Below are 19,076 nucleotides of genomic sequence, written 5' to 3'. Positions count from 1 at the left end.
CTGCGAAATCGCTGTGAAGCCCGCCGGCGGCCGTTGCCCGCCTCGGCATGCGCGGGCATCGTGGGCCGCATGAGATCCGCGATCCTGAAGACCGCACTCAGCGCCCTGGCCGTCCTCCTCGCGGGCGGTGTCCCCGCGCAGGCCACGGGCAAGCCCGGCACGTTCGACCTGCCCGACGGGTTCCAGCCCGAGGGCATCGCGATCGGGCCGGGACCGTACGCCTACTTCGGCTCCCGCGCGACCGGTGACATCTACCGGGCCGACCTGCGCACCGGGAAGGGGTCCGTCGTCAGCAAGGGGCCGGGCACGCCGTCGCTCGGTCTCGAGACGGACGGGCGGCGGCTGTTCGTGGCCGGAGGGACGGGCGGCGACGCCCGGGTGGTCGACCTGCGCACGGGCAAAGTGATCAGGTCGTACACGCTGGCCACCGGCGAGTCGTTCGTCAACGACGTCATCCTCACCCGCGGCGCCGCCTACTTCACCGACTCCACCAACCCGGTGCTCTACAAGCTGGAGCTCGGGCGCGGCGGCGCGCTCCCCGCCAAGGCCGTCAAGATCCCGCTCAAGGGCGACATCGAGTACGGCACCGGCATCAACGCGAACGGCATCGCCCCCAGCCCCGACCGCAGGTCACTGCTGATCGTCCAGTCGAACACCGGCAAGCTGTTCGAGGCCGACCCGTCCTCCGGCGCCACCACGGAGGTGGACCTGGGCGGCGAGGCGCTCGCCAACGGCGACGGCCTGCTCCTGTCAGGCCGCACCCTGTACGCCGTGCTCAACCGGCTCAACACGGTCGCCGCCGTGGAACTGGCGCGCGACGGCTCGTCCGGCAAGATCGTCAAGCGGCTGACCGACCCCCGCTTCGACGTGCCCACGACGGTCGCCGCCCACGGCCACCGGCTCTACCTGCCCAACGCCCGCTTCACCACGACGCCGACGCCGGAGACGCCGTACACGGTGGTCGCCGTCAAGCGCTGAGAAGGACCTCGGGGGACGCGGCCGGTCCGCGCTCCCGAGGTGGTCAGCGGACCTGGCCGTTCGCCGGGCGCAGGGCCGCGAGCTGCTGCTCGAACGGGACGACCTCCTCGGCGTCGTCCCGCCGGGGCGCGCGGCTCTCCATGAGCCCGGCCAGCTCGTCCGCCGCGCGGGCGACGCGCTCGCCGAGGCCGTCGGTGAAGGCGTCGCCACCGCCGCCCCAGTCCTCCGACGCCGCGTAGACGGCCGTCGGGACGACGATCGCGCGCAGGTAGGCGAACAGCGGCCGCAGCGCGTGCTCCAGCGCCAGCGAGTGGCGGGCGGTGCCGCCGGTGGCGGCGATGAGCACGGGCTTGCCCTCCAGCGCGGTGTTGTCGATCACGTCGAAGAAGCTCTTGAACAGGCCGCTGTACGAGCCGCTGAAGATCGGCGTGACCGCGATGAGCCCGTCGGCCTCCGTCACCTCCTCGATCGCCCCCCGGAGCCGGGCGTTGGGGAAGCCGGCCACGAACGCGCCGGCGACGTCCACGGCCAGCTCGCGCAGCTCGATCACGCGTACGTCCACCGGCTCCGCCCGCTCCTCCAGCCGCCGGCGCGCCGCCTCGGCGAGGCGGTCGGCGAGCAGGCGGGTGGAGGAGGGCTGGGTCAGTCCGGCCGTGACGATGGCGAGCTTCATGTACGTCGGTCCTTCCAGAAGTCCTTCGGGGAATCGGGGTCAGGCGGTGACGGGGGCGCCGGAGTCCTTCGCCGCGAGCAGGGAGGCGTGGGTCGGGGCGCCGGGCACCTCGGCGGGGCGGCCCTTGGCGAACTCCTCGCGCAGCACCGGCACGACCTCCTCGCCGAGGAGGTCGATCTGCTCCAGCACCGTCTTCAGCGGCAGACCCGCGTGGTCCATGAGGAACAGCTGCCGCTGGTAGTCGCCGAAGTGCTCCCTGAACTCGAGCGTCCTGTCGATGACCTGCTGCGGGCTGCCCACCGTGAGCGGCGTCTCCGCGGTGAACTCCTCCAGCGACGGCCCGTGGCCGTACACGGGGGCGTTGTCGAAGTACGGGCGGAACTCCCGCACCGCGTCCTGCGAGTTCCTGCGCATGAACACCTGGCCGCCCAGCCCGACGATGGCCTGCTCGGGCGTGCCGTGGCCGTAGTGGGCGTAGCGCTGCCGGTAGAGGTTGATCAGGCGGATGAAGTGCTCCTTCGGCCAGAAGATGTTGTTGGCGAAGAAGCCGTCGCCGTAGTAGGCGGCCTGCTCGGCGATCTCGGGGGTGCGGATCGAGCCGTGCCACACGAACGGCGGCACCCCGTCGAGCGGGCGCGGCGTCGAGGTGAAGCCCTGCAGCGGAGTGCGGAAGCGGCCCTCCCAGTCGACGACGTCCTCGCGCCACAGCCGGTGCAGCAGCGCGTAGTTCTCGATGGCCAGCGGGATGCCCTGCCGGATGTCCTGGCCGAACCACGGGTAGACCGGGCCGGTGTTGCCCCGGCCCATCATGAGGTCCACCCGGCCGTCGGCCAGGTGCTGCAGCATGGCGTAGTCCTCGGCGATCTTCACCGGGTCGTTGGTGGTGATCAGCGTCGTGGCCGTGGACAGGATCAGCCGTTCCGTCCTGGCGGCGATGTAGCCGAGCATGGTGGTCGGCGAGGACGGCACGAAGGGCGGGTTGTGGTGCTCACCCGTCGCGAACACGTCGAGGCCGGCCTCCTCGGCCTTGAGCGCGATCGTCACCATCGCCTTGATGCGCTCGCGCTCGGTCGGCGTCCGGCCCGTGGTGGGGTCGGTGGTCACGTCGCCCACGCTGAAGATCCCGAACTGCACTTTAGTCACCGTCCATGACTGTTGAACATTTGACGATAAGGGTAGCGCCGAAGCCCGTCCCGATATTCCATCATCCGCCATCGGCCGCGGACGAGCCGTGGGCACGGGAGGCCGGGTCAGAGCGCGTTGATGTCGGCGGGCCCGAGCACCCGCCGGGGCGCGCCGCGCTCGGCGACCGTGATCATCGCCCGGCCGATCTGCCCGGGCGTGGTCGCCGTCGCGGGGAGGACCCTCCGCAGGACGGGATAGAGCGGCCGGACGACGATGTACGCCAGCCGGTGGAGCCCGGTCCTCGCCGTGCCGCCGCCTTCCTGCCGGACCGGGCCCGGCCGGAACACGTAGGACCGCAACGGCAGCGCGAGCAGCGCCTCCTCGGCCGCGCGGTCGACCCTGGCCCCCGACACGTACACGAAGGCCGAACCGGGGTTGAGCCGCGCGAGCGTCTCGCCCGCGGCGCGCGGGCGTCCCGGGCCGCCCGGGCAGAAGAAGCACGCGTCGTGGCCGCGGAGCCCGGCCTCGACCGGCGCCAGGTCGAGCAGGTCGGCGCGCACGATCTCGCGCAGCCTGTCATGGACGACCCCCGTCGGGGCGGGGCCGACCGCGAGCACCGCGGTCACCCGGTCGTCGAGCAGGCACTGGCGGAGCACCCCGCGCCCGACCGTCCCGGCCGCCCCGAACAGGATCACCTTCACGCCTGGTTCGCCCCCCGCTCCGGCCTCGACCCCGGTGGCTCCCTAGTTTCTCATCGGGTCCGGGCGGATCTCGGTGAAGAGCCTGAGCCTGGCCTGCCGCAGCCGGTGCCGGGCTTCGGGCGGCCAGCGCAGCGCCAGTGACGGCAGCCGCGTTTCCAGCACGATCTTCAGGTACGGGCGGCCGGAGCGCCCTCCGGGCACCTCCGCGCACACGCCCGACACGCGCCCGAAGGCCTGCCGCCGCCCCAGCCGCAGGGTGCCCTGCCCGCTGACCTCCTGCGGCAGCCGGCCCGCACCGAGTTCCACCGCCTCCCACACCAGCTCTTCGCGGTCGGGCAGCGGCAGCGGGAATCTCAGCGCGAAGCCGGCCAGCGAACCGGCCGGCCGCAGGTAGATCGAGCCGTGGAACGACGGGAGCGTGCGCAGGAGTCGCGGGCCCGTCGAGATCAGCCCTTCGCTGGCGCCGACGTCGATCCGCAGGGATTCCGGGTCGGCGTAGGAGGCGTCCGGAGTGGGCGGCAAGGGGAATCACCTCGTACAGGAAGGTCGGCTGAGAACGGGTCTATCCATAAGACGCACTACGCCGCGCATATGTGACAAAGGGCCCGTTACGGGGCGAAGGCGCGCCCGAGGATCACCGTTCCTGGTCGGTGACCCAGATGGCGATCTGGGTGCGGGAGGTGAACCCGAGCTTGGTCAGGATGTGCTCGACGTGCCCCTCGGCGGTGCGCTGCGCGATCACCAGGGTGGCGGCGATCTCCTTGTTGCTCATGCCCTGGGCCACGAGGCGGGCGATCTCCATCTCGCGACGCGTCAGCGGCTGCGCCGACGCGGCCCTGTGTGGTTGGGACGCGCCGGGCCGGGACGCACCGGCGCGGGGCGCGCCTTCCCGGGGCGGATGTTCTTCCAGGACGTACGCGAGCGCCTCGTCGTAGGAGAGCCGGGACCCCCGCCTGACGGCCTCCTCGAAGTCCGCCTCGTCGAGCGCCTCGCGGGTGCGCGCCTCGGAGTCGTCGTAGTGGCGCAGGACGTAGACGTATTCGAGCGGCATGACGTCGATCATCCGGCGGACGGTCCTGAGCGTGCCCAGCAGCACGGCCGCCCGCTCGTGCCGCCCCTCGGTGGCGGCGATCCACGCCAGCACCTCCATGTTGAACCTGACGCCCAGCAGGTCGTCGATGGTCCGCTGGAACCGCAGGCTCTCCTTCGCGTACGCCGCCGCCCGCCGGGTGTCGCCGTGCCGGCAGGTCTCCACGCCGAGCGCCAAGTGCGCGTAGGACCTGACCCAGCGTTCGCCGTGGGTGTCGCAGAGGACGACGCACTGCTCGCCCGCGGAGAGGGCGCCTGCCGAGTCGCCCCGCAAGGAGCGGGCCAGGCAGGTCCAGACGAGGGAGAGCGCTAGCCCCATGAGGTCGCCCACCGCCCGGTGCAGGGCCCCGGCCCTTTCGTAGCAGGTGACGGCTGACCCGGGGTCGCCCCGGTACATCTTGATCATTCCGGAGCAGAGCGTCGCGTACGCCTGCGCCGACTCGTCGCCGAGCCTCGCGCCGATCGCCCCGGCCTCGCGCAACATCGTCTCGGCGGAGTCGACGTCGGCCTGGATGATGGACAGCCACGCGCGGGACCACAGGGCCCTGGCGTACACCTCGTCCTGTTCGCCGGCCGCGGCCAGCCCTCGGTCCAGCCAGTCGCAACCCTCGCCCAGGTAGGCTCCGGCCGCCCACTGGTGGAACAGGTCGGCGGCCATGGCCAGGCCGGCCGGGGCCTCCTGGGGGTCGGCGAAGCAGTACTCGAGAGCCCGGCGCAGGTTGGCGTGGTGGGCTCGCAGCCTGGCGGACCAGGTCACCAGCGAGGGCCCGAAGACGTTGGCGCGGTATCCGGCCGCGAGGCCGCGGAAGTAGTCGCGGTGCCGCCGACGCAGCGCCGCCTCCTGGCCCAGGGCGACGAGCCGCTCGCGGCCGTACTGCCTGATCGTCTCCAGCAGCCGGTAGCGGACGGCCGGCGCCGCGGGGGAGCGGTCGTCGCGGACCAGCACCGACTTGTCGATCAGCCCCGTCACGAGATCGATGACCTCGTCGCGGTCGATGCCGTCGCCGGAGCACACCGTCTCGGCCGCCTCCAGGTCGAGACCGCCGGCGAACACGGAGGCGCGGGCCCACAGCAGCTGTTCCTTCTCGGTGCACAGGCCGTGGCTCCAGTCGATCAGCGCCCGCAGCGTCTGCTGCCGCGGCAGCACCGCCCGCCTTCCCGCGGTGAGCAGCTGGAACCGGTTGTCCAGGCGGGCCATCAGCTGCTCGATGGAGAGCGACCGCAGGCGCGCGGCCGCCAGCTCGATCCCGAGCGGGATGCCGTCCAGGTGGCGGCAGATCCGCTCGATGACCTCACGGTTGGACTCGGTGACGGCGAAGCCGGGCAGCACGGCCGTGGCGCGGTCGGCGAACAGCCGCACCGCGTCCGGGTGGGTGGTGAAGGAGCCCCCGCGCGGTCCCGGGAGGTCCGGCTCGGGCAGCGACAACGTCGGCACGGCCAGCACCTGCTCTCCCTCGATGCCCAGCGCCTGCCGGCTGGTGGCGAGGATCCGCAGGCCGGCGATGGAGCGAACCATCGTCTGGGCGATCAGGGCGCATTCGTCCAGGAGGTGCTCGCAGTTGTCGAGGACCACGAGAATCTGATGGTCCTGCAGCCGGTCGATGAGCGTGTCCATCGGCGGGCGCGAGGACTGGTCCCGGATCTCCAGGGCGCTGATCAGCGCCCTGGGCAGGAGCGCCGGGCTCTCCAGCCCGGCCAGCTCGACCAGGAAGACACCGTCGCGGAAGGCCGGCCGGACCTCCGCGGCGACCCGCAGGGCCAGCCGGGACTTGCCGACGCCCCCGACGCCCGTCAGCGTCACCACCCTGGCCGCGCCGAGGACTCGCCGGACCTCGGCCACTTCGTGCCGGCGCCCCACGAAACTCGTCACCTCGACCGGCAGCCGTGACACCGGGCGCCGCTTGTTGAGGGTCGTCACCACAGTCACCATTGCCTCGAAACGGGTTGCGCCAGCGGATCAGGCTGCCCCATAAGGACCAGACATAACCACGTTATGTGCCGGCCGATTCAAAGGCTGTGTCCGGCACGGTGAGATGGCCGTTGCCGCCCGCCGGCTCGTCCAGGGGCGCGGCGCTCCCTCCCCCAGCCGGGGGAGGCGGCGCGGCGGCGCCTTTCCTAGCGTGGTGCGGCGTGATGAGAGCTCTCCGGACCGGGCCACCGCGTCCGTGACGCACCCGATGCGGCTCACCCACGACACCACACGTGACACGTTCAGGGGGTCTTCCATGAGATCGAGCACGTACAGGACGCGCCGTGTGTGGCGCCTCGTCCCCGTGGCCGCGCTGGCCCTGGCACTCGTGCCGGCGGCGCAGAGCGGCGCCGCGACGGGCACGCGCGCTGATCTGCAGCGCTCACTTGACGCCATCGTCGAGGCGGGGGCGGTCGGCGCGCAGGCGGAGGTGGTCGACGCGCGGGGGCGGTGGCGCGGCGTCAGCGGCACCGCCGAGCTGGGCGGGCGGCGGCCCGTGCCCGCGCGCGGCCGCTTCCGCATCGGCAGCACCACCAAGACGTTCACCGCCACCGTCCTGCTCCAGCTCGTGGCGGAGCGGCGCGTCGGCCTGGACGACCCGATCGAACGGCACCTGCCCCGCCTGGTGCCCGGCGGCCGCGACATCACCGTCCGCCAGCTGCTCAACCACACCTCCGGGCTGCGCGAATACCTGGAGGACACCGAGGCGCTGCCCATGAAGGGCGAGCGATTTCTCACCAAGGTGCGCTTCGCCACGTACACGCCGGAGCGCCTCGTACGCATGGCCACCGGCCGCCCGCCGTATTTCCCGCCCGGACCGGCTGGCACTACTCCAACACCAACTATGTCCTGGCCGGCCTCATCATCGAGAAGGTCACCGGGCACACCTACGCGGAGGAGGTCGAGCGGCGCGTCCTCCGGCCGCTGCGGCTCAGGCACACGTCCGTCCCCGGCACGCGGACGGCGATCCCCGGACCCCACGCCCATGGCTACCTCAAGGTCGCCGAACCCGGCGGGGGCGTACGATCCGCCGACGTCACGCGCCTCAACCCGTCCTGGGCCGGAGCCGCCGGTGAGATCATCTCGACCACCGGTGACCTCAACCGCTTCTTCGCCGCCCTGCTCGGTGGAGAGCTGCTCCCGCCTCAGCAACTGGCGGCCATGAAGACCACCGTCGCGACCGGGAGCCCCGACGGCGGCAGGGACGGTCTGGGCCTGATGCGGCTGACCCTGCGGTGCGGGATGACGGTGTGGGGCAAGGACGGCGGCATCCAGGGCTTCTCCACCCAGTCGCTGCACTCCGAGGACGGGCGGAGGCATGTGTCCCTGTCGGTCACGCACCGCGACTTCTTCGGTGTGGACTACCAACGGGTGATCGCCGCCCTGCAGCAGGCCGCGACCGCCGCCCTCTGCGGACGGCAGGCGTGAGAACGTCCTGGCGGCGGCACGCCCTGCCCAGGCGAGGCCTCGGTAACGCGCGGACGGCGCAACGCCGCCCCATGATGTCTGGTGGACGATACTGGGATTGAACCAGTGACCTCTTCCGTGTCAGGGAAGCGCTCTCCCGCTGAGCTAATCGTCCTTGCGTGGCGAGGAGACGCAGGTCACCGCCCCACCTCTCGAGCACGCCACCGAGCTACAAGCTCCGAGCGGAAGACGGGATTCGAACCCGCGACCCTCACCTTGGCAAGGTGATGCTCTACCACTGAGCCACTTCCGCGTGTGCCCCGCTCGCGCCGGGCGACGAGAGAACTCTAGCGAATCCCGGCCTGGTCCCCAAACTGAGGAGATCCGCCCAGGTCAGGTGTGGCCGCCGTTGACGGTGAGGCACTGCCCGGTGACGAAGGCGGCGCCGTCGGAAGCGAGGTAGGACACCGCCGCCGCCACGTCGCCGGGCGTGCCCATCCGGCCCAGCGGCACCTCGGCGCGGTAGCCGCTCTCGTCGAGGCCCGCGTGCCGCTCGACCGGGATCCAGCCGGGGGCGACGATGTTGACCGTGACGCCGTACGGGCCGAGCTCGCGGGCCCACGCCAGGGTCATCGCGTGCTGGGCGCTCTTGGCGGCGATGTAGGCGGACATGCCGGGCAGCTTGCGGTCGACGATGTCGGAGCCGATCTGGATGACGCGGCCGCCGCCGCGTTCCTTCATCCCGGGCAGCACCGCCCGTACGAGCAAGGTGGGGCTCTTGACGAAGAACGTCAGCTGGTCGAGCTGCGACTGCCAGGTGAGGTCCTCGACGGCGACGGAGGGCTGCGGGCCGGTCGCGTTGGCCACCAGCACGTCCACCGGGCCCAGCCGTTCGGCGACGGCGGCCACCAGGTCCGTGACCCCGGCCTCGTCGGTGACGTCGGCGGCGAACGCCGCCGCGGTGCCGCCCGCCTCCCGTACGGCGGAGACGACCTCCTGGGCGCCTGCGCCGTTGGAGCGGTAGTTGACGGCGACGGCCAGGCCGTCGGCGGCGAGCCTGCGCGCGATGACGGCTCCGAGGCCGCGCGACGCGCCGGTGACGAGGGCGACTGACATGGGCCCGACTCTAGTGGCCGGGCTCGTCGTCACCTGAGCCGGAGGCCCGCGGGATGCGGCCCTTCGGTCTCCAGGCGGTACTCCATGCCGGTGATGGCACGGTTGTCGTCGACGACCCGCTCGGAAGGCGCCTTCTCGCCGCCCATGATCGCCTCCTGCATCTTCTGGAAGCGTTCGTGGGCCTCCCGCACGTAGCCGGTGCCCAGGGTGGTGTGGTCGATCCGGGTGGCGAGGAGATCGCGGACGTACTGCTTGTTCGGCTCGAACGTCACCGGCGGCGGCAGCGCGGGCGCGAGCACCTGGTCGGGGTCGCGGCCGTCGTGCCGCTTGAACAGCTCGGCCGCCAGCCGCAGGTGCTCCAGCTCCATGTTGAGGTGGAGCTCCCAGATGTTCTTCACCTTGGGGTCGGACTCGGTCTCCATGAAGGAGTAGTAGAGGTAGCACTCGTTGTACTCGTGGTTGAGCAGCATCTCCCACCAGCTCTCGCCGGGGTCGACCAGCGACTCGTAGTGGGTGACGTGTTCCTCCTCGACGAGGCCGATCTCCTGGTAGAGCTGCCGGGCGATGGGCTCCATGTACATCGGGCCGACGTTCATGTAGAAGTTCATGGTCTGCTGCTCGGCCGACATGACGGTCAGCGCGTGCAGCCGCGACAGCGGCTCGGTCCTGCGCCGGTCGTAGGGCTCGCGTACGTTGTCGACGGGGTCGCGGTGGTGCAGGTAGGTCGGCCGCCCGGGCATCACCTCGGTGAGCTGGTCGACGATCTTCTCGGCCTTGCGGTGCTCGATCATCTCGTAGAGGTTGGCGTAGCGGTAGAGGTGGTCGAAGTCCTCCAGCACGCCGAACTCGTAGGCCTGCCTCAGATACGCGTCCGGCTCCATCCGGGCCACCCACGCGGTCAGGTCGACGGCCACCTGCTCGTACGCGATCGTCGTCTCCAGCACCGAGGCCGATCCGGGCAGCAGCCAGTTGACCGCCTTCTGCTGCTGCGCCTCGATGTAACGCACGCGGGCCAGCTGCTGTTTCAGCTCCACGTCGGGACAGTGGCGGGCGAGGTGGTGGCTGAACATCATCGCCTCCACCTCGATGCCGTTCATCGTGATGATCCGGCACCGCGTGTACGGATCGCAGCGGTCGGCGTCGATGGGCGTGACGTCCAGCTCGCGCCAGTCACGCACCTGCTCGTCCAGCGGGACGCCCCGCTCCTGCAGTGGGTCGAAGGCCATGCCGCAGCGCGTACCCGTGGCCTGACCTGGCAACCTCCGCGTTCGGTCCCCGAACCGCCCGTGTTCGGTAAGGGGGCGCGTGGCCGCACGGGAGCGGGGGTAGGGGCGCACCCGTGGGTGAACACGATGTCATCGATCTCCTGACGGCCCAGCACGGCCGCATCAGAGACCTGTTCGACGAGGTGGAGAAGGCGCCTCCGGACAAGGTCGAGGAGGCGTTCGACCGGCTGACGCGCATGTTGTGCGTGCACGAGACCGCCGAGGAGGAGATCGTGCACCCGTACGCGCGCAGGAAGCTCGACAACGGCCAGGGCGTGGTGGCCGACCGGCTGCAGGAGGAGAACCGCGCCAAGCGGCTCCTCGTCGAGCTGCACAAGGACGGGGTGGATCATCCGGAGTTCTGGGACCGGCTGGCCGAGCTGCGCACGGCCGTGACCGCGCACGCGCGCAGCGAGGAGCGGTACGAGTTCGTCAAGCTGCGGGCGCACACCTCCATGGTCGAGCGGCGGGCCATGGCGGCGGCGGTACGGGCGGCGGAGGCCCTGGCGCCCGTGCGCCCGCACCCCGGCACGGAGACCGTCGCCAGGAACATGCTGGTGGGGACGCCCCTGGCGTTGATGGACCGGGCCCGGGACATGATCGGCAAGGCTCTCGGCAGGCGTTGACGGCACCTTTCGACGACGGGCGAAATGTCGTCGTACTAACGTCGCAGGCATGGAGTTCGTCGCACGTGACGCCGACGTCGCGCCCGTCGCCTCGCTCATCGCCGATCCGACGAGGGCCGCCATGCTCACGGCGCTGCTCGGCGGGCGCGCGCTTGCGGCGGGGGAACTGGCCAGGACCTCCGGGGTGAGCGCCGCCACCGCGAGCGCCCACCTGGCCAGGCTGCTCGACGGCGGGCTGGTGGACGTCGTGCGCCAGGGCCGCCACCGCTACTACCGGCTGGCCGGGCACGAGGTGGCCGAGGTGCTGGAGACGCTGGCCAGGATCAGCGGGCGCCCGCCCGTGCGCTCGCTGCGCCAGTCCCGGCAGGCCCGCCTGCTGGAGGAGGCCCGCACCTGCTACGACCACCTGGCGGGGCGGGCGGGCGTGGCCCTGCTGGACCGGCTGCGGGAAGGCGGCTACTACGCCGCGTACGACCTCACGGACGCGGGGGAGCGGCTGCTGTCGGGGATCGGCGTGGACGTGGCCGGCGCCCGCGGGTCCAGGAGGCGTTTCGCCCCTGAATGTCTCGACTGGACCGAGCGCAGGGCGCATCTGGGCGGTGCGCTCGGGGCGGCGATCACGGGAGTGCTGCTGGAGCGTGGCTGGTTCCGCCGGGGCGCCGTGCCCAGGGCCGTCGTCCTCACCGAGGAGGGCAGGGAGGGGCTGTCGGCGTTGTTCGCTGGTAAGGAGCTAACATCGGGTACGCCGGTTACCTAGCAGCGAGAGAGACACCATGCGCGACAACGGAGTCGTGAACGTCGGCCCTGAGCCCCTGACCTTCCGCGACGTCATCCAGGTGGCCCGCCACGGCGCCCCGGTGCGCCTCACCGACGACGCGGTCGCCGCCATGGCCGCCGCCCGCCAGCGGGTCGACGAGCTCGCCGAGAGCCCGACCCCCGCGTACGGCATCTCGACGGGGTTCGGGGCGCTGGCCACGCGGCACATCGACCCGGCGCTGCGTGCCCAGCTCCAGCGCTCCCTGGTGCGCTCGCACGCGGCCGGCAGCGGGCCCGAGGTCGAGACCGAGGTCGTGCGCGCGCTCATGCTGCTGCGCCTGCACACGCTGGCCACCGGCCACACCGGCATCAGGCCGGTCACGGCGAAGACCCTGGCCGCGCTCATCAGCGCGGGCATCACGCCGGTCGTGCACGAATACGGCAGCCTCGGCTGCTCCGGTGACCTGGCGCCGCTGGCGCACGTCGCGCTCACGCTGACGGGCGAGGGCGTCGTGCGTGACGCCTCCGGCGCGCTGCTGCCGGCCGCCGAGGCGCTCAAGCAGGCCAGGATCGACCCCGTCGAGCTGGCCGCCAAGGAGGGCCTGGCGCTCATCAACGGCACCGACGGCATGCTGGGCATGCTGATCCTGGCCATCGACGACCTCACCAGGCTGGTCAGGACCGCCGACGTGAGCGCCGCGATGAGCGTGGAGGCGCTGCTGGGCACCGACCGGGTGTTCGCGCCCGAGTTGCAGGCGTTGCGACCGCACCCGGGCCAGGCCCTGTCCGCAGCCAACATGACGAAAATTTTGCATGACTCCGGCATCATGGCGAGCCATCGCGACCCGGAGGCCTGCACCCGCGTCCAGGACGCCTACTCCCTGCGCTGCGCACCCCAGGTCGCCGGCGCCGCCCGCGACACCATCGCGCACGCCGCCACCGTGGCGGGGCGCGAGCTGGCCAGCGCCGTCGACAACCCCGCCGTCCTGGCCGACGGCCGCGTCGAGTCCAACGGCAACTTCCACGGCGCCCCGATCGCCTACGTGCTGGACTTCCTGGCCGTCGCGGCCGCCGACCTGGCCTCCATGTCCGAACGGCGTACCGACCGGTTCCTCGACGTGGCCCGCAACCACGGGCTGCCCGCGTTCCTGGCCGACGACCCCGGCGTCGACTCCGGTCACATGATCGCCCAGTACACCCAGGCCGCCATCGTCTCCGAGCTCAAGCGGCTGGCCGTGCCGGCCAGCGTCGACTCCATCCCCAGCTCGGCCATGCAGGAGGATCACGTCTCCATGGGCTGGTCGGCCGCGCGCAAGCTGCGCAGGTCCGTGGACGGGCTGACCCGCGTGCTGGCCGTCGAGGTGCTCACCGCCGCCCGCGCGATCGACCTGCGCGCCCCGCTGGAGCCCGCGCCCGCGACGGCGGCCGTGCTCGGCGCGCTGCGCGAGACCGTCCCCGCCCCCGGCCCCGACCGGTTCCTCGCGCCGGAGATCGATTCCGCCGTGCGCCTGGTCGCCGACGGGGGAGTGGTGGCCGCCGCCGAGTCGGTGACCGGCCCCCTAGCGTGACGGCAGGGCGACGATCAGGTCCACCTCCAGCAGCAACCCCGGCATGAACAGCTTCGACACCTCGACGGTCGTGCTGGCCGGGGGCGTACCGGTGATGTACTTCCTGCGCACCCGCCCGTACGCCACGCGGTCGTCCATGTCCGTCAGGTACGTCCTGATGAACACGACGTCGTCGAACGTCGCGCCCTGATCGGCGAGGATGCGGGCCACGACCTGGAACACGTGCTCGGCCTGGGCCGTCATGGAGCCCGCGCCGACGATGTTCCCCCGCTCGTCGAACGCGGCCTGGCCGGAGACGTAGAGCGTGTCGCCGGCGCGGACGGCGTGCGAGTACATGCCGTTCGTGGCCGGGACGGTCGCCAGGTTGAGCGGCACCGCCCGCCGCGCGCCGGATCCGGCCGCGGGGCCCGCGACGTGCTCCGCGATGGCGGTGACGTCCCGCTCGCCGAGCCCGGCCGCCCGAGCATCCTGCAGCCGCGTCCTGGCGGCGGCGCTCATCCAGGCCCCGTGCCACGCGGCCAGCTCCAGGTCCTTGGCGGCGTGGGCCAGGGAGTAACGGGTCTCCCAGGAAGGAGCCCTCAGCCGCTCGGCCGCCACGCCCAGCGGGGTGTCCGCCAGCACGTCGACGAGCGCGTCGCGGTCCACGCCGTGCGCGCCGCCGTACGCGAACGTCTCGGCCAGCAGCACCTGGACGGGCACGAGCGCGCTCATGACGGCGATCTTCATGGCCGCGCCCGTCCCCAGCGGGCCGAGCTCCCTGACCCGCCCGAACGCCGACAGCACCTCTCGGCACCCTGCCACGTCGCCGCCGGCCAGCACCGTGAGGGTCCCGGACGCGGCGGGGCCCACGCTGCCCAGCACGGGCGCGTCCACCAGTCCCACCTCCGCCGGCAGCAGCGCGCGCAGCTCGCGCACCGCCTCCGGGCCGATCGTCGACATCTCCACCAGGGTCGTGCCGGGCCGCAGCCCCGGCAGGGCCGCGGTCACCACCTCGCGCACCGCGGCCGGGTCGCTCAGCATCGTGATGACCAGGCCGGCGCCGTCCACCGCCGCGGCGGCCGTGACACCGTTGCCGCGCCGCCACGTCCGTACCTCGTGCCCGGCCTCCACGAGCCGCCGGGCCATCGGCGCTCCCATGCGCCCCTGTCCGAGAAAAGCAATCATGCGCTCAGTGAAGCGGGGAGCGAGGCATTCCACCACCGACTAGATTGCATATCAGCCATGCTTGACACGAATGCCTTTGACGCCGCCACGCTGCGGCTCTTCGACGAGGTCGCGAGGAGCGGCTCGTTCACCGCCGCCGCCGAGCTGTTCGGCTACACCCAGTCCGCGGTCTCCCGCCGCGTCGCCGCGCTGGAACGCGCCGCAGGAGGGCCGCTCTTCGAGCGCCTGGCCAGGGGCGTACGCCTGACGCCCGCCGGCGAGGCGCTGCACCGCCACGCCGTCGCCGTGCTCGACCGGCTCCAGCGGGCGGGCGAGGAACTGACCGCCATCCACGCCGGGCGAGGCGGCGTCCTGCGGGTGGGCGCGTTCGCCACGGCCAACGTCGGCCTCGTGCCCGCCACGCTCAGGCGGTTCGCCGACCGGCACCCGGGCGTCGACCTGCGGCTGACAGAAGGGCTCAGCGCGCGGCTGGTCGACGGGCTGAACGCCGGGACGCTGGACGTGGCCGTGATCAGCGACTACCCCTCCGGGCTGCCCGCCGGCGTCGCCGGCACGGTGCCGCTGCTGGACGACCGGCTGCTCGTCGCGCTGCCCGGAGACCACCGGCTGGCCGCCGAGCATGACGTCGACCTGCGCGACCTGGCCGGGGAGAGCTGGATCGAGGCGGCCCCGCGCGGGCAGCCCACCCTCCTCGTGACGGCGTGCGCGGCGGCCGGGTTCACGCCGCGCACCGGGCTGCGGGTGGCCGAATGGTCGGGCAAGTTCGGCTTCGTCGCCGCCGGGCTGGGCGTGACGCTGGTGCCCGAGCTGGCGGCCAGGGCCGTGCCGCGCGACCTGGTGCTGCGGCCGCTGCGGGGCACGGCGCCCGCACGCAAGGTGTACGCGGCCCTGCCCGGCACCCCGCTGCCCGCCGCGCTCGAGCTGGCCGGGATGCTGGGAGAATGGCAGATGTGCACGACGGATACGCCTGCTTAGGCGGCGTGCTCGCGACGGAGTTGCGCGACGTGACCACCGACCTCGCCGCCCTCGACGGCCAGGGCTGGTGGGCCGTCGTCGTCGACTACGAGGGCAAGGTGACGTGCGCCCGGTTCGACCGGGTGCGCCGGGCGCCCCTGCCCGCGCCGGCCCGCCCCTGGCACGGGCCCCGCCGAGGCGAGTGGCGCAGCTCGCTCGACCGCGCCGCCTACGAGAGCGGCGTGCGGGCGATCCGCGCCTTCATCGAGCAGGGCGAGGTCTACCAGGCCAATCTCTGCCGGATCCTGTCGGCGCCCGCCCCGCCCGACGCCGACCCGCTCGCGCTGGCCGCCCGCCTGGCGTCCGGCAACCCCGCGCCGCACTCCGCGGTGATCCAGGTGCCCGGGCTGAGCGTGGTGTCGGCCTCGCCCGAGCTCTACCTGTCGCGCGACGGCGACGTCGTGGAGTCCCGGCCCATCAAGGGCACCGGCGTCACCGCGGCCGACCTGCTGGAGAAGGACTACGCCGAGAACGTCATGATCGTCGACCTCGTCCGCAACGACCTCGGCAGGGTCGCCGACGTCGGATCCGTCGAGGTGCCCGCGCTGTGCGCGGTCGAGGAGCACCCCGGCCTCGTCCACCTCGTCTCCACCGTCAGGGCCAGGCTGGCCCCGGGTGCGGGATGGCCCGAGCTGTTCGCCGCGACGTTCCCGCCGGGGTCCGTCACGGGCGCGCCGAAGTCGTCGGCGGTCCGCATCATCAATGAGCTCGAACCAGCCCCCCGGGGCCCGTACTGTGGGGCCGTGGGCTGGGTCGACGCCGACCGGCGCACGGCGGCGCTGGCCGTGGGCATCAGGACGTTCTGGCTCGCGGGCGGCGAGATCCGGTTCGGCACGGGCGCGGGCATCACCTGGGGCAGCGACCCCGGGCGCGAATGGCACGAGACCGAGCTCAAGGCAGCCAGGCTCATCGCACTGGCATCCACAGGAGGAGACTGAAGTGAACATCCCTGTCTGGGTCAACGGGGAGCTGATCGACCCCGCTCAGGCCACCGTGTCGGTGTTCGACCACGGGCTGATGGTGGGCGACGGCGTCTTCGAGACCATCAAGATCGTCAAGGGCGAGTCGTTCGCGCTCACCCGGCACCTCGACCGGCTCAGGCTCTCAGCACAGCGCATGGACCTGCCCGAGCCCGACGTCGAGGCCATCGCCGACGGCATCGGCAAGCTCCTGGCCGCCGCGACGGCCAACGGGCCCGCCTGGCCGCTCGGCCGCATCCGCGTCACCTACACCAGCGGCCCCGGCCCGCTCGGCTCCGACCGCGGCGACCAGGGCACCACGTCCGTCGTCATCGTCGGCGAGCAGAAGCCGTTCCCGGCCGCCGCCGACGTCACCGTCGTCCCGTGGCCGCGCAACGAGCGCGGCGCCCTGGCCGGCGTCAAGAGCACGTCCTACGGCGACAACGCCAAGGCCCTGCTGTACGCCAAGCAGCGCGGCGGCGGCGAGGCCGTCTTCGGCAACCTCGCGGGCCACCTGTGCGAGGGCACCGGCTCCAACGTCTTCGTCGTGCGCGACGGCCGCCTGCTCACCCCCACCCTGGGGTCCGGCTGCCTGGCGGGCGTCACCAGGGCGCTGGTCCTCGAATGGTGCGGAGCGGAAGAGGCCGACATCCCGCTGACGGCCCTCTACGAAGCCGAGGAGGCCTTCCTCACCTCCACCACCCGCGACGTGCAGCCGATCAGGCGGGTCGACGACACCGAGCTGCCCGTCGCGCCCGGTCCGATCACCACCAAGGCCATGCGGATCTTCGCAGAACGCTCTGCCGCCGACCTCGACCCATGAGCTAAGGTCATGCCTCACAACTGATCGTGTGAGGCATACGTGGCAGTCGATCCGCTCCGCCCGGGAGATCCCGAGGCGGTGGGAGAGTTCCGCATCGTGGGCCGTCTCGGCCAGGGCGGGCAGGGCATCGTCTACCTGGGCGAGTCGCCCGGCTCCGGCCAGGCGGCCGTCAAGGTGATGACCGGCGGGATCGACCGGGCCTTCGCCCGCGAGCTCGCCGCCGCGCGGATGGTCGACGAGTTCTGCACCGCGCGCGTGATCGTGGCCGACCTCGACCACGATCCTCCCTACGTCGCCGCCGAGTACATCGACGGCCCCGCCCTCGCGACGGCCGGGCCGGTGCGTGGCGCCGCGCTGACCCGGCTGGCCATCGGCACCGTCACCGCCCTGGCCGCCATCCACCGGGCCGGCGTGGTGCACAGGGACTTCAAACCCGGCAACGTGCTGCTGGGCCCCGACGGGCCACGGGTGATCGACTTCGGCATCGCCCGGCTGGTGGACGCCACCACGACGGCGGGTTCGCCCTCGGGGACGCCCCCGTACATGTCGCCCGAGCAACTGTCCGGTGACACCGTCGGGCCCGCGGCCGACCTGTTCGCGTGGGGCTCTACCATGACGTTCGCGGCGACGGGTGAGCCGCCGTTCGGGCGCGACACGTTCGCGGCGGTGGCGTACCGGATCCTGCACGGCGAGCCCGCCCTCGGCGGGCTGCCCGAGCCGCTGCGCGGGATCGTGGCGCGCTGCCTGGCCAAGGACCCTTCCGCCCGGCCCGGCGCCCGTACGGTCCTGCTGGAACTTCTCGGCGAGCCCTCGGACCCGCCCGGCGCGAGCGCCGCACCCGCGCCGGAGAGCCGCACCCCGGACGACCGGGCCGCCGAGGCGGAGCTCAGCAGGGGAGCGCGGGCGGCTGCGGGCGGAGGGCGAGGCCGGGTGTCGCGGCGGGCGCTGCTGCTCGGGGCGGGCGCGGTCGCGGGTGCGGGGGCCGTGTCGGGAGGCGTGCTGTGGTGGCGCTCGGCCCGGGGCCCGGCATCCGGCGGGCGGGTCGCCGGCCCCGATGCCGCGGGGAGCCCGGACGCGAGCGGCTCCGTGACGTCCACCACCCCCGCGGGCTCGGCGACCCCGGCCGCGCAGGACCGCTCGCCGAGCGCCACCGCGCCACCCGAGCGCACGGTCGTCCCGCCGCGGCCGGAAGGGCAGGACATCGTGATCGCGATGCAGAGCGCGATCACGGTGAAGCCGATGGCGGACCTGACCTTCGACGGCGCCCTGACGCAGAGCGAGTTCGCCGCGAAGGCGCACGGCCGGATCCGGTTCCATCCCGAGGTGAGCTTCAGCCCGCAGAACTGCGCCTACGCCATGACCGTCACCCCCGCCGGCGAGCCCGCGATGGACGTGACCATGGTGCTGTCCGAGGGCTCCACCGAGCTGTTCGTCGACGGGAAACCGCAAGGGGAGCGCGAGCCGCGTGGCCAGGACTACCTCGACATGGTCGTCACCATGTCGGGAATCGGCGTCATCCTCGACCTGGTGGGGCGCACGGAGCGGGTGGACGCGGCCGGCCTGCGCTACTCCGGCAGCCTGCCCGCGGAGAAGGCGCCCGGCGCGATCCAGGAGCGGCTCGCGGGCATGGCCGCCTGGAAGACGAGCGAGCTCAAAGGCACCAGGATCAACTGGCAGCTGGAACTGGACCGGCAGAACCGTCCCCGGCTCTTCGTGCTCTCCTGGGTGACCGAGGTGCGCGGCACCGAGCTCGCCTCCACCTACTCCACGACGTTCGGGGGCTGGCGGCAGGGGGAGATCGCCGCACCCGGCTAGCGATCCGGACGCGCCACGGGATCGCCTC

At 72.6% G+C, this 19,076-nt stretch carries 16 protein-coding genes, 2 tRNA genes and 1 pseudogene; 9 read left to right on the top strand and 10 right to left on the bottom strand.

Annotated elements, in window-relative coordinates; genetic code table 11:
* Nucleotides 1–69: 69 nt before the first annotated feature.
* A complete protein-coding gene (locus tag ACZ6SA_RS26450) occupies nt 70–978 on the top strand; it encodes an NHL repeat-containing protein (protein WP_465831061.1) in 909 nt (302 codons plus the stop codon).
* Between the two features lie 43 nt (nt 979–1,021).
* Here the strand turns inward: ACZ6SA_RS26450 and ACZ6SA_RS26445 are convergent, their stop codons facing one another.
* The 5 genes from ACZ6SA_RS26445 to ACZ6SA_RS26425 form a co-directional block, all read right to left on the bottom strand.
* Entirely contained in the window at nt 1,022–1,651 is a 630-nt protein-coding gene (locus tag ACZ6SA_RS26445) for an FMN reductase (RefSeq protein WP_465831059.1), read from the bottom strand.
* A gap of 39 nt (nt 1,652–1,690) precedes the next feature.
* Nucleotides 1,691–2,785 carry an LLM class flavin-dependent oxidoreductase gene (locus ACZ6SA_RS26440; protein ID WP_347644345.1) on the bottom strand — a complete coding sequence of 365 codons (1,095 nt, stop codon included), beginning with the start codon at nt 2,783–2,785 and terminating at the stop codon, nt 1,691–1,693.
* Between the two features lie 116 nt (nt 2,786–2,901).
* Nucleotides 2,902–3,477, bottom strand: a complete 576-nt coding sequence (locus ACZ6SA_RS26435; RefSeq protein ID WP_465831057.1) for a Rossmann-fold NAD(P)-binding domain-containing protein — start codon at nt 3,475–3,477, stop codon at nt 2,902–2,904.
* A 42-nt stretch (nt 3,478–3,519) separates the two neighbouring features.
* Nucleotides 3,520–3,999, bottom strand: a complete 480-nt coding sequence (locus ACZ6SA_RS26430) for a hypothetical protein (RefSeq protein WP_443154064.1) — start codon at nt 3,997–3,999, stop codon at nt 3,520–3,522.
* A 112-nt stretch (nt 4,000–4,111) separates the two neighbouring features.
* Nucleotides 4,112–6,484, bottom strand: coding sequence for an ATP-binding protein (locus ACZ6SA_RS26425; protein ID WP_465831055.1), 2,373 nt, complete (start codon nt 6,482–6,484; stop codon nt 4,112–4,114).
* 115 nt (nt 6,485–6,599) lie between these two features.
* Between ACZ6SA_RS26425 and ACZ6SA_RS26420 the strand changes: the two are divergent.
* Nucleotides 6,600–7,963, top strand: a pseudogene (locus tag ACZ6SA_RS26420) (serine hydrolase domain-containing protein).
* Nucleotides 7,964–8,042: 79 nt separating this feature from the next.
* Here the strand turns inward: ACZ6SA_RS26420 and ACZ6SA_RS26415 are convergent.
* From ACZ6SA_RS26415 to ACZ6SA_RS26400, 4 genes are all read right to left on the bottom strand, one after another.
* Nucleotides 8,043–8,117 (bottom strand) — tRNA-Val (locus ACZ6SA_RS26415).
* A 66-nt stretch (nt 8,118–8,183) separates the two neighbouring features.
* Nucleotides 8,184–8,255, bottom strand: a tRNA-Gly gene (locus ACZ6SA_RS26410).
* A gap of 80 nt (nt 8,256–8,335) precedes the next feature.
* Nucleotides 8,336–9,058 (bottom strand): SDR family NAD(P)-dependent oxidoreductase, encoded by a 723-nt coding sequence (locus tag ACZ6SA_RS26405; protein WP_347643879.1) that lies wholly within the window; start codon nt 9,056–9,058, stop codon nt 8,336–8,338.
* Nucleotides 9,059–9,087: 29 nt separating this feature from the next.
* A complete protein-coding gene (locus ACZ6SA_RS26400) occupies nt 9,088–10,284 on the bottom strand; it encodes a hypothetical protein (RefSeq protein WP_465831053.1) in 1,197 nt (398 codons plus the stop codon).
* Nucleotides 10,285–10,397: 113 nt separating this feature from the next.
* Between ACZ6SA_RS26400 and ACZ6SA_RS26395 the strand changes: the two genes are divergently transcribed.
* The 3 genes from ACZ6SA_RS26395 to hutH are packed head-to-tail and all read left to right on the top strand — an operon-like array spanning nt 10,398 to nt 13,273.
* Nucleotides 10,398–10,949 carry a hemerythrin domain-containing protein gene (locus tag ACZ6SA_RS26395; RefSeq protein ID WP_347643877.1) on the top strand — a complete coding sequence of 184 codons (552 nt, stop codon included), beginning with the start codon at nt 10,398–10,400 and terminating at the stop codon, nt 10,947–10,949.
* A gap of 49 nt (nt 10,950–10,998) precedes the next feature.
* Complete coding sequence (locus tag ACZ6SA_RS26390; protein ID WP_347643876.1) at nt 10,999–11,706, top strand: ArsR/SmtB family transcription factor; 708 nt, start codon at nt 10,999–11,001, stop codon at nt 11,704–11,706.
* A 16-nt stretch (nt 11,707–11,722) separates the two neighbouring features.
* Entirely contained in the window at nt 11,723–13,273 is a 1,551-nt protein-coding gene (gene hutH, locus ACZ6SA_RS26385; RefSeq protein WP_465831050.1) for a histidine ammonia-lyase, read from the top strand.
* Here hutH and ACZ6SA_RS26380 read toward each other — a convergent pair.
* Nucleotides 13,265–14,437 carry a Rid family hydrolase gene (locus tag ACZ6SA_RS26380; RefSeq protein ID WP_465831048.1) on the bottom strand — a complete coding sequence of 391 codons (1,173 nt, stop codon included), beginning with the start codon at nt 14,435–14,437 and terminating at the stop codon, nt 13,265–13,267. The genes hutH and ACZ6SA_RS26380 overlap by 9 nt on opposite strands.
* Nucleotides 14,438–14,494: 57 nt before the next feature.
* Here ACZ6SA_RS26380 and ACZ6SA_RS26375 point away from each other — a divergent pair, with 57 nt between their 5' ends.
* Genes ACZ6SA_RS26375 through ACZ6SA_RS26360 form a run of 4 tightly spaced genes read left to right on the top strand, consistent with a single transcriptional unit; the run spans nt 14,495 to nt 19,048 of the window.
* Entirely contained in the window at nt 14,495–15,412 is a 918-nt protein-coding gene (locus tag ACZ6SA_RS26375; protein WP_347643873.1) for a LysR family transcriptional regulator, read from the top strand.
* Complete coding sequence (locus ACZ6SA_RS26370) at nt 15,379–16,389, top strand: chorismate-binding protein (protein ID WP_347643872.1); 1,011 nt, start codon at nt 15,379–15,381, stop codon at nt 16,387–16,389. The genes ACZ6SA_RS26375 and ACZ6SA_RS26370 overlap by 34 nt, the downstream gene beginning before the upstream one ends.
* Before the next feature lies 1 nt (nt 16,390).
* On the top strand, nt 16,391–17,233 hold the full coding sequence (locus tag ACZ6SA_RS26365; RefSeq protein ID WP_347643871.1) for an aminotransferase class IV: 843 nt from the start codon (nt 16,391–16,393) through the stop codon (nt 17,231–17,233).
* 39 nt (nt 17,234–17,272) lie between these two features.
* Nucleotides 17,273–19,048, top strand: a complete 1,776-nt coding sequence (locus tag ACZ6SA_RS26360; protein WP_465831045.1) for a serine/threonine-protein kinase — start codon at nt 17,273–17,275, stop codon at nt 19,046–19,048.
* Nucleotides 19,049–19,076: the final 28 nt, after the last annotated feature.

The sequence above is a fragment of the Nonomuraea sp. NPDC049378 genome, assembly GCF_055586745.1.
The sequence above is the reverse complement of the archived record's forward strand: the minus strand, read 5'-3'. Positions and strand labels throughout refer to the sequence as shown.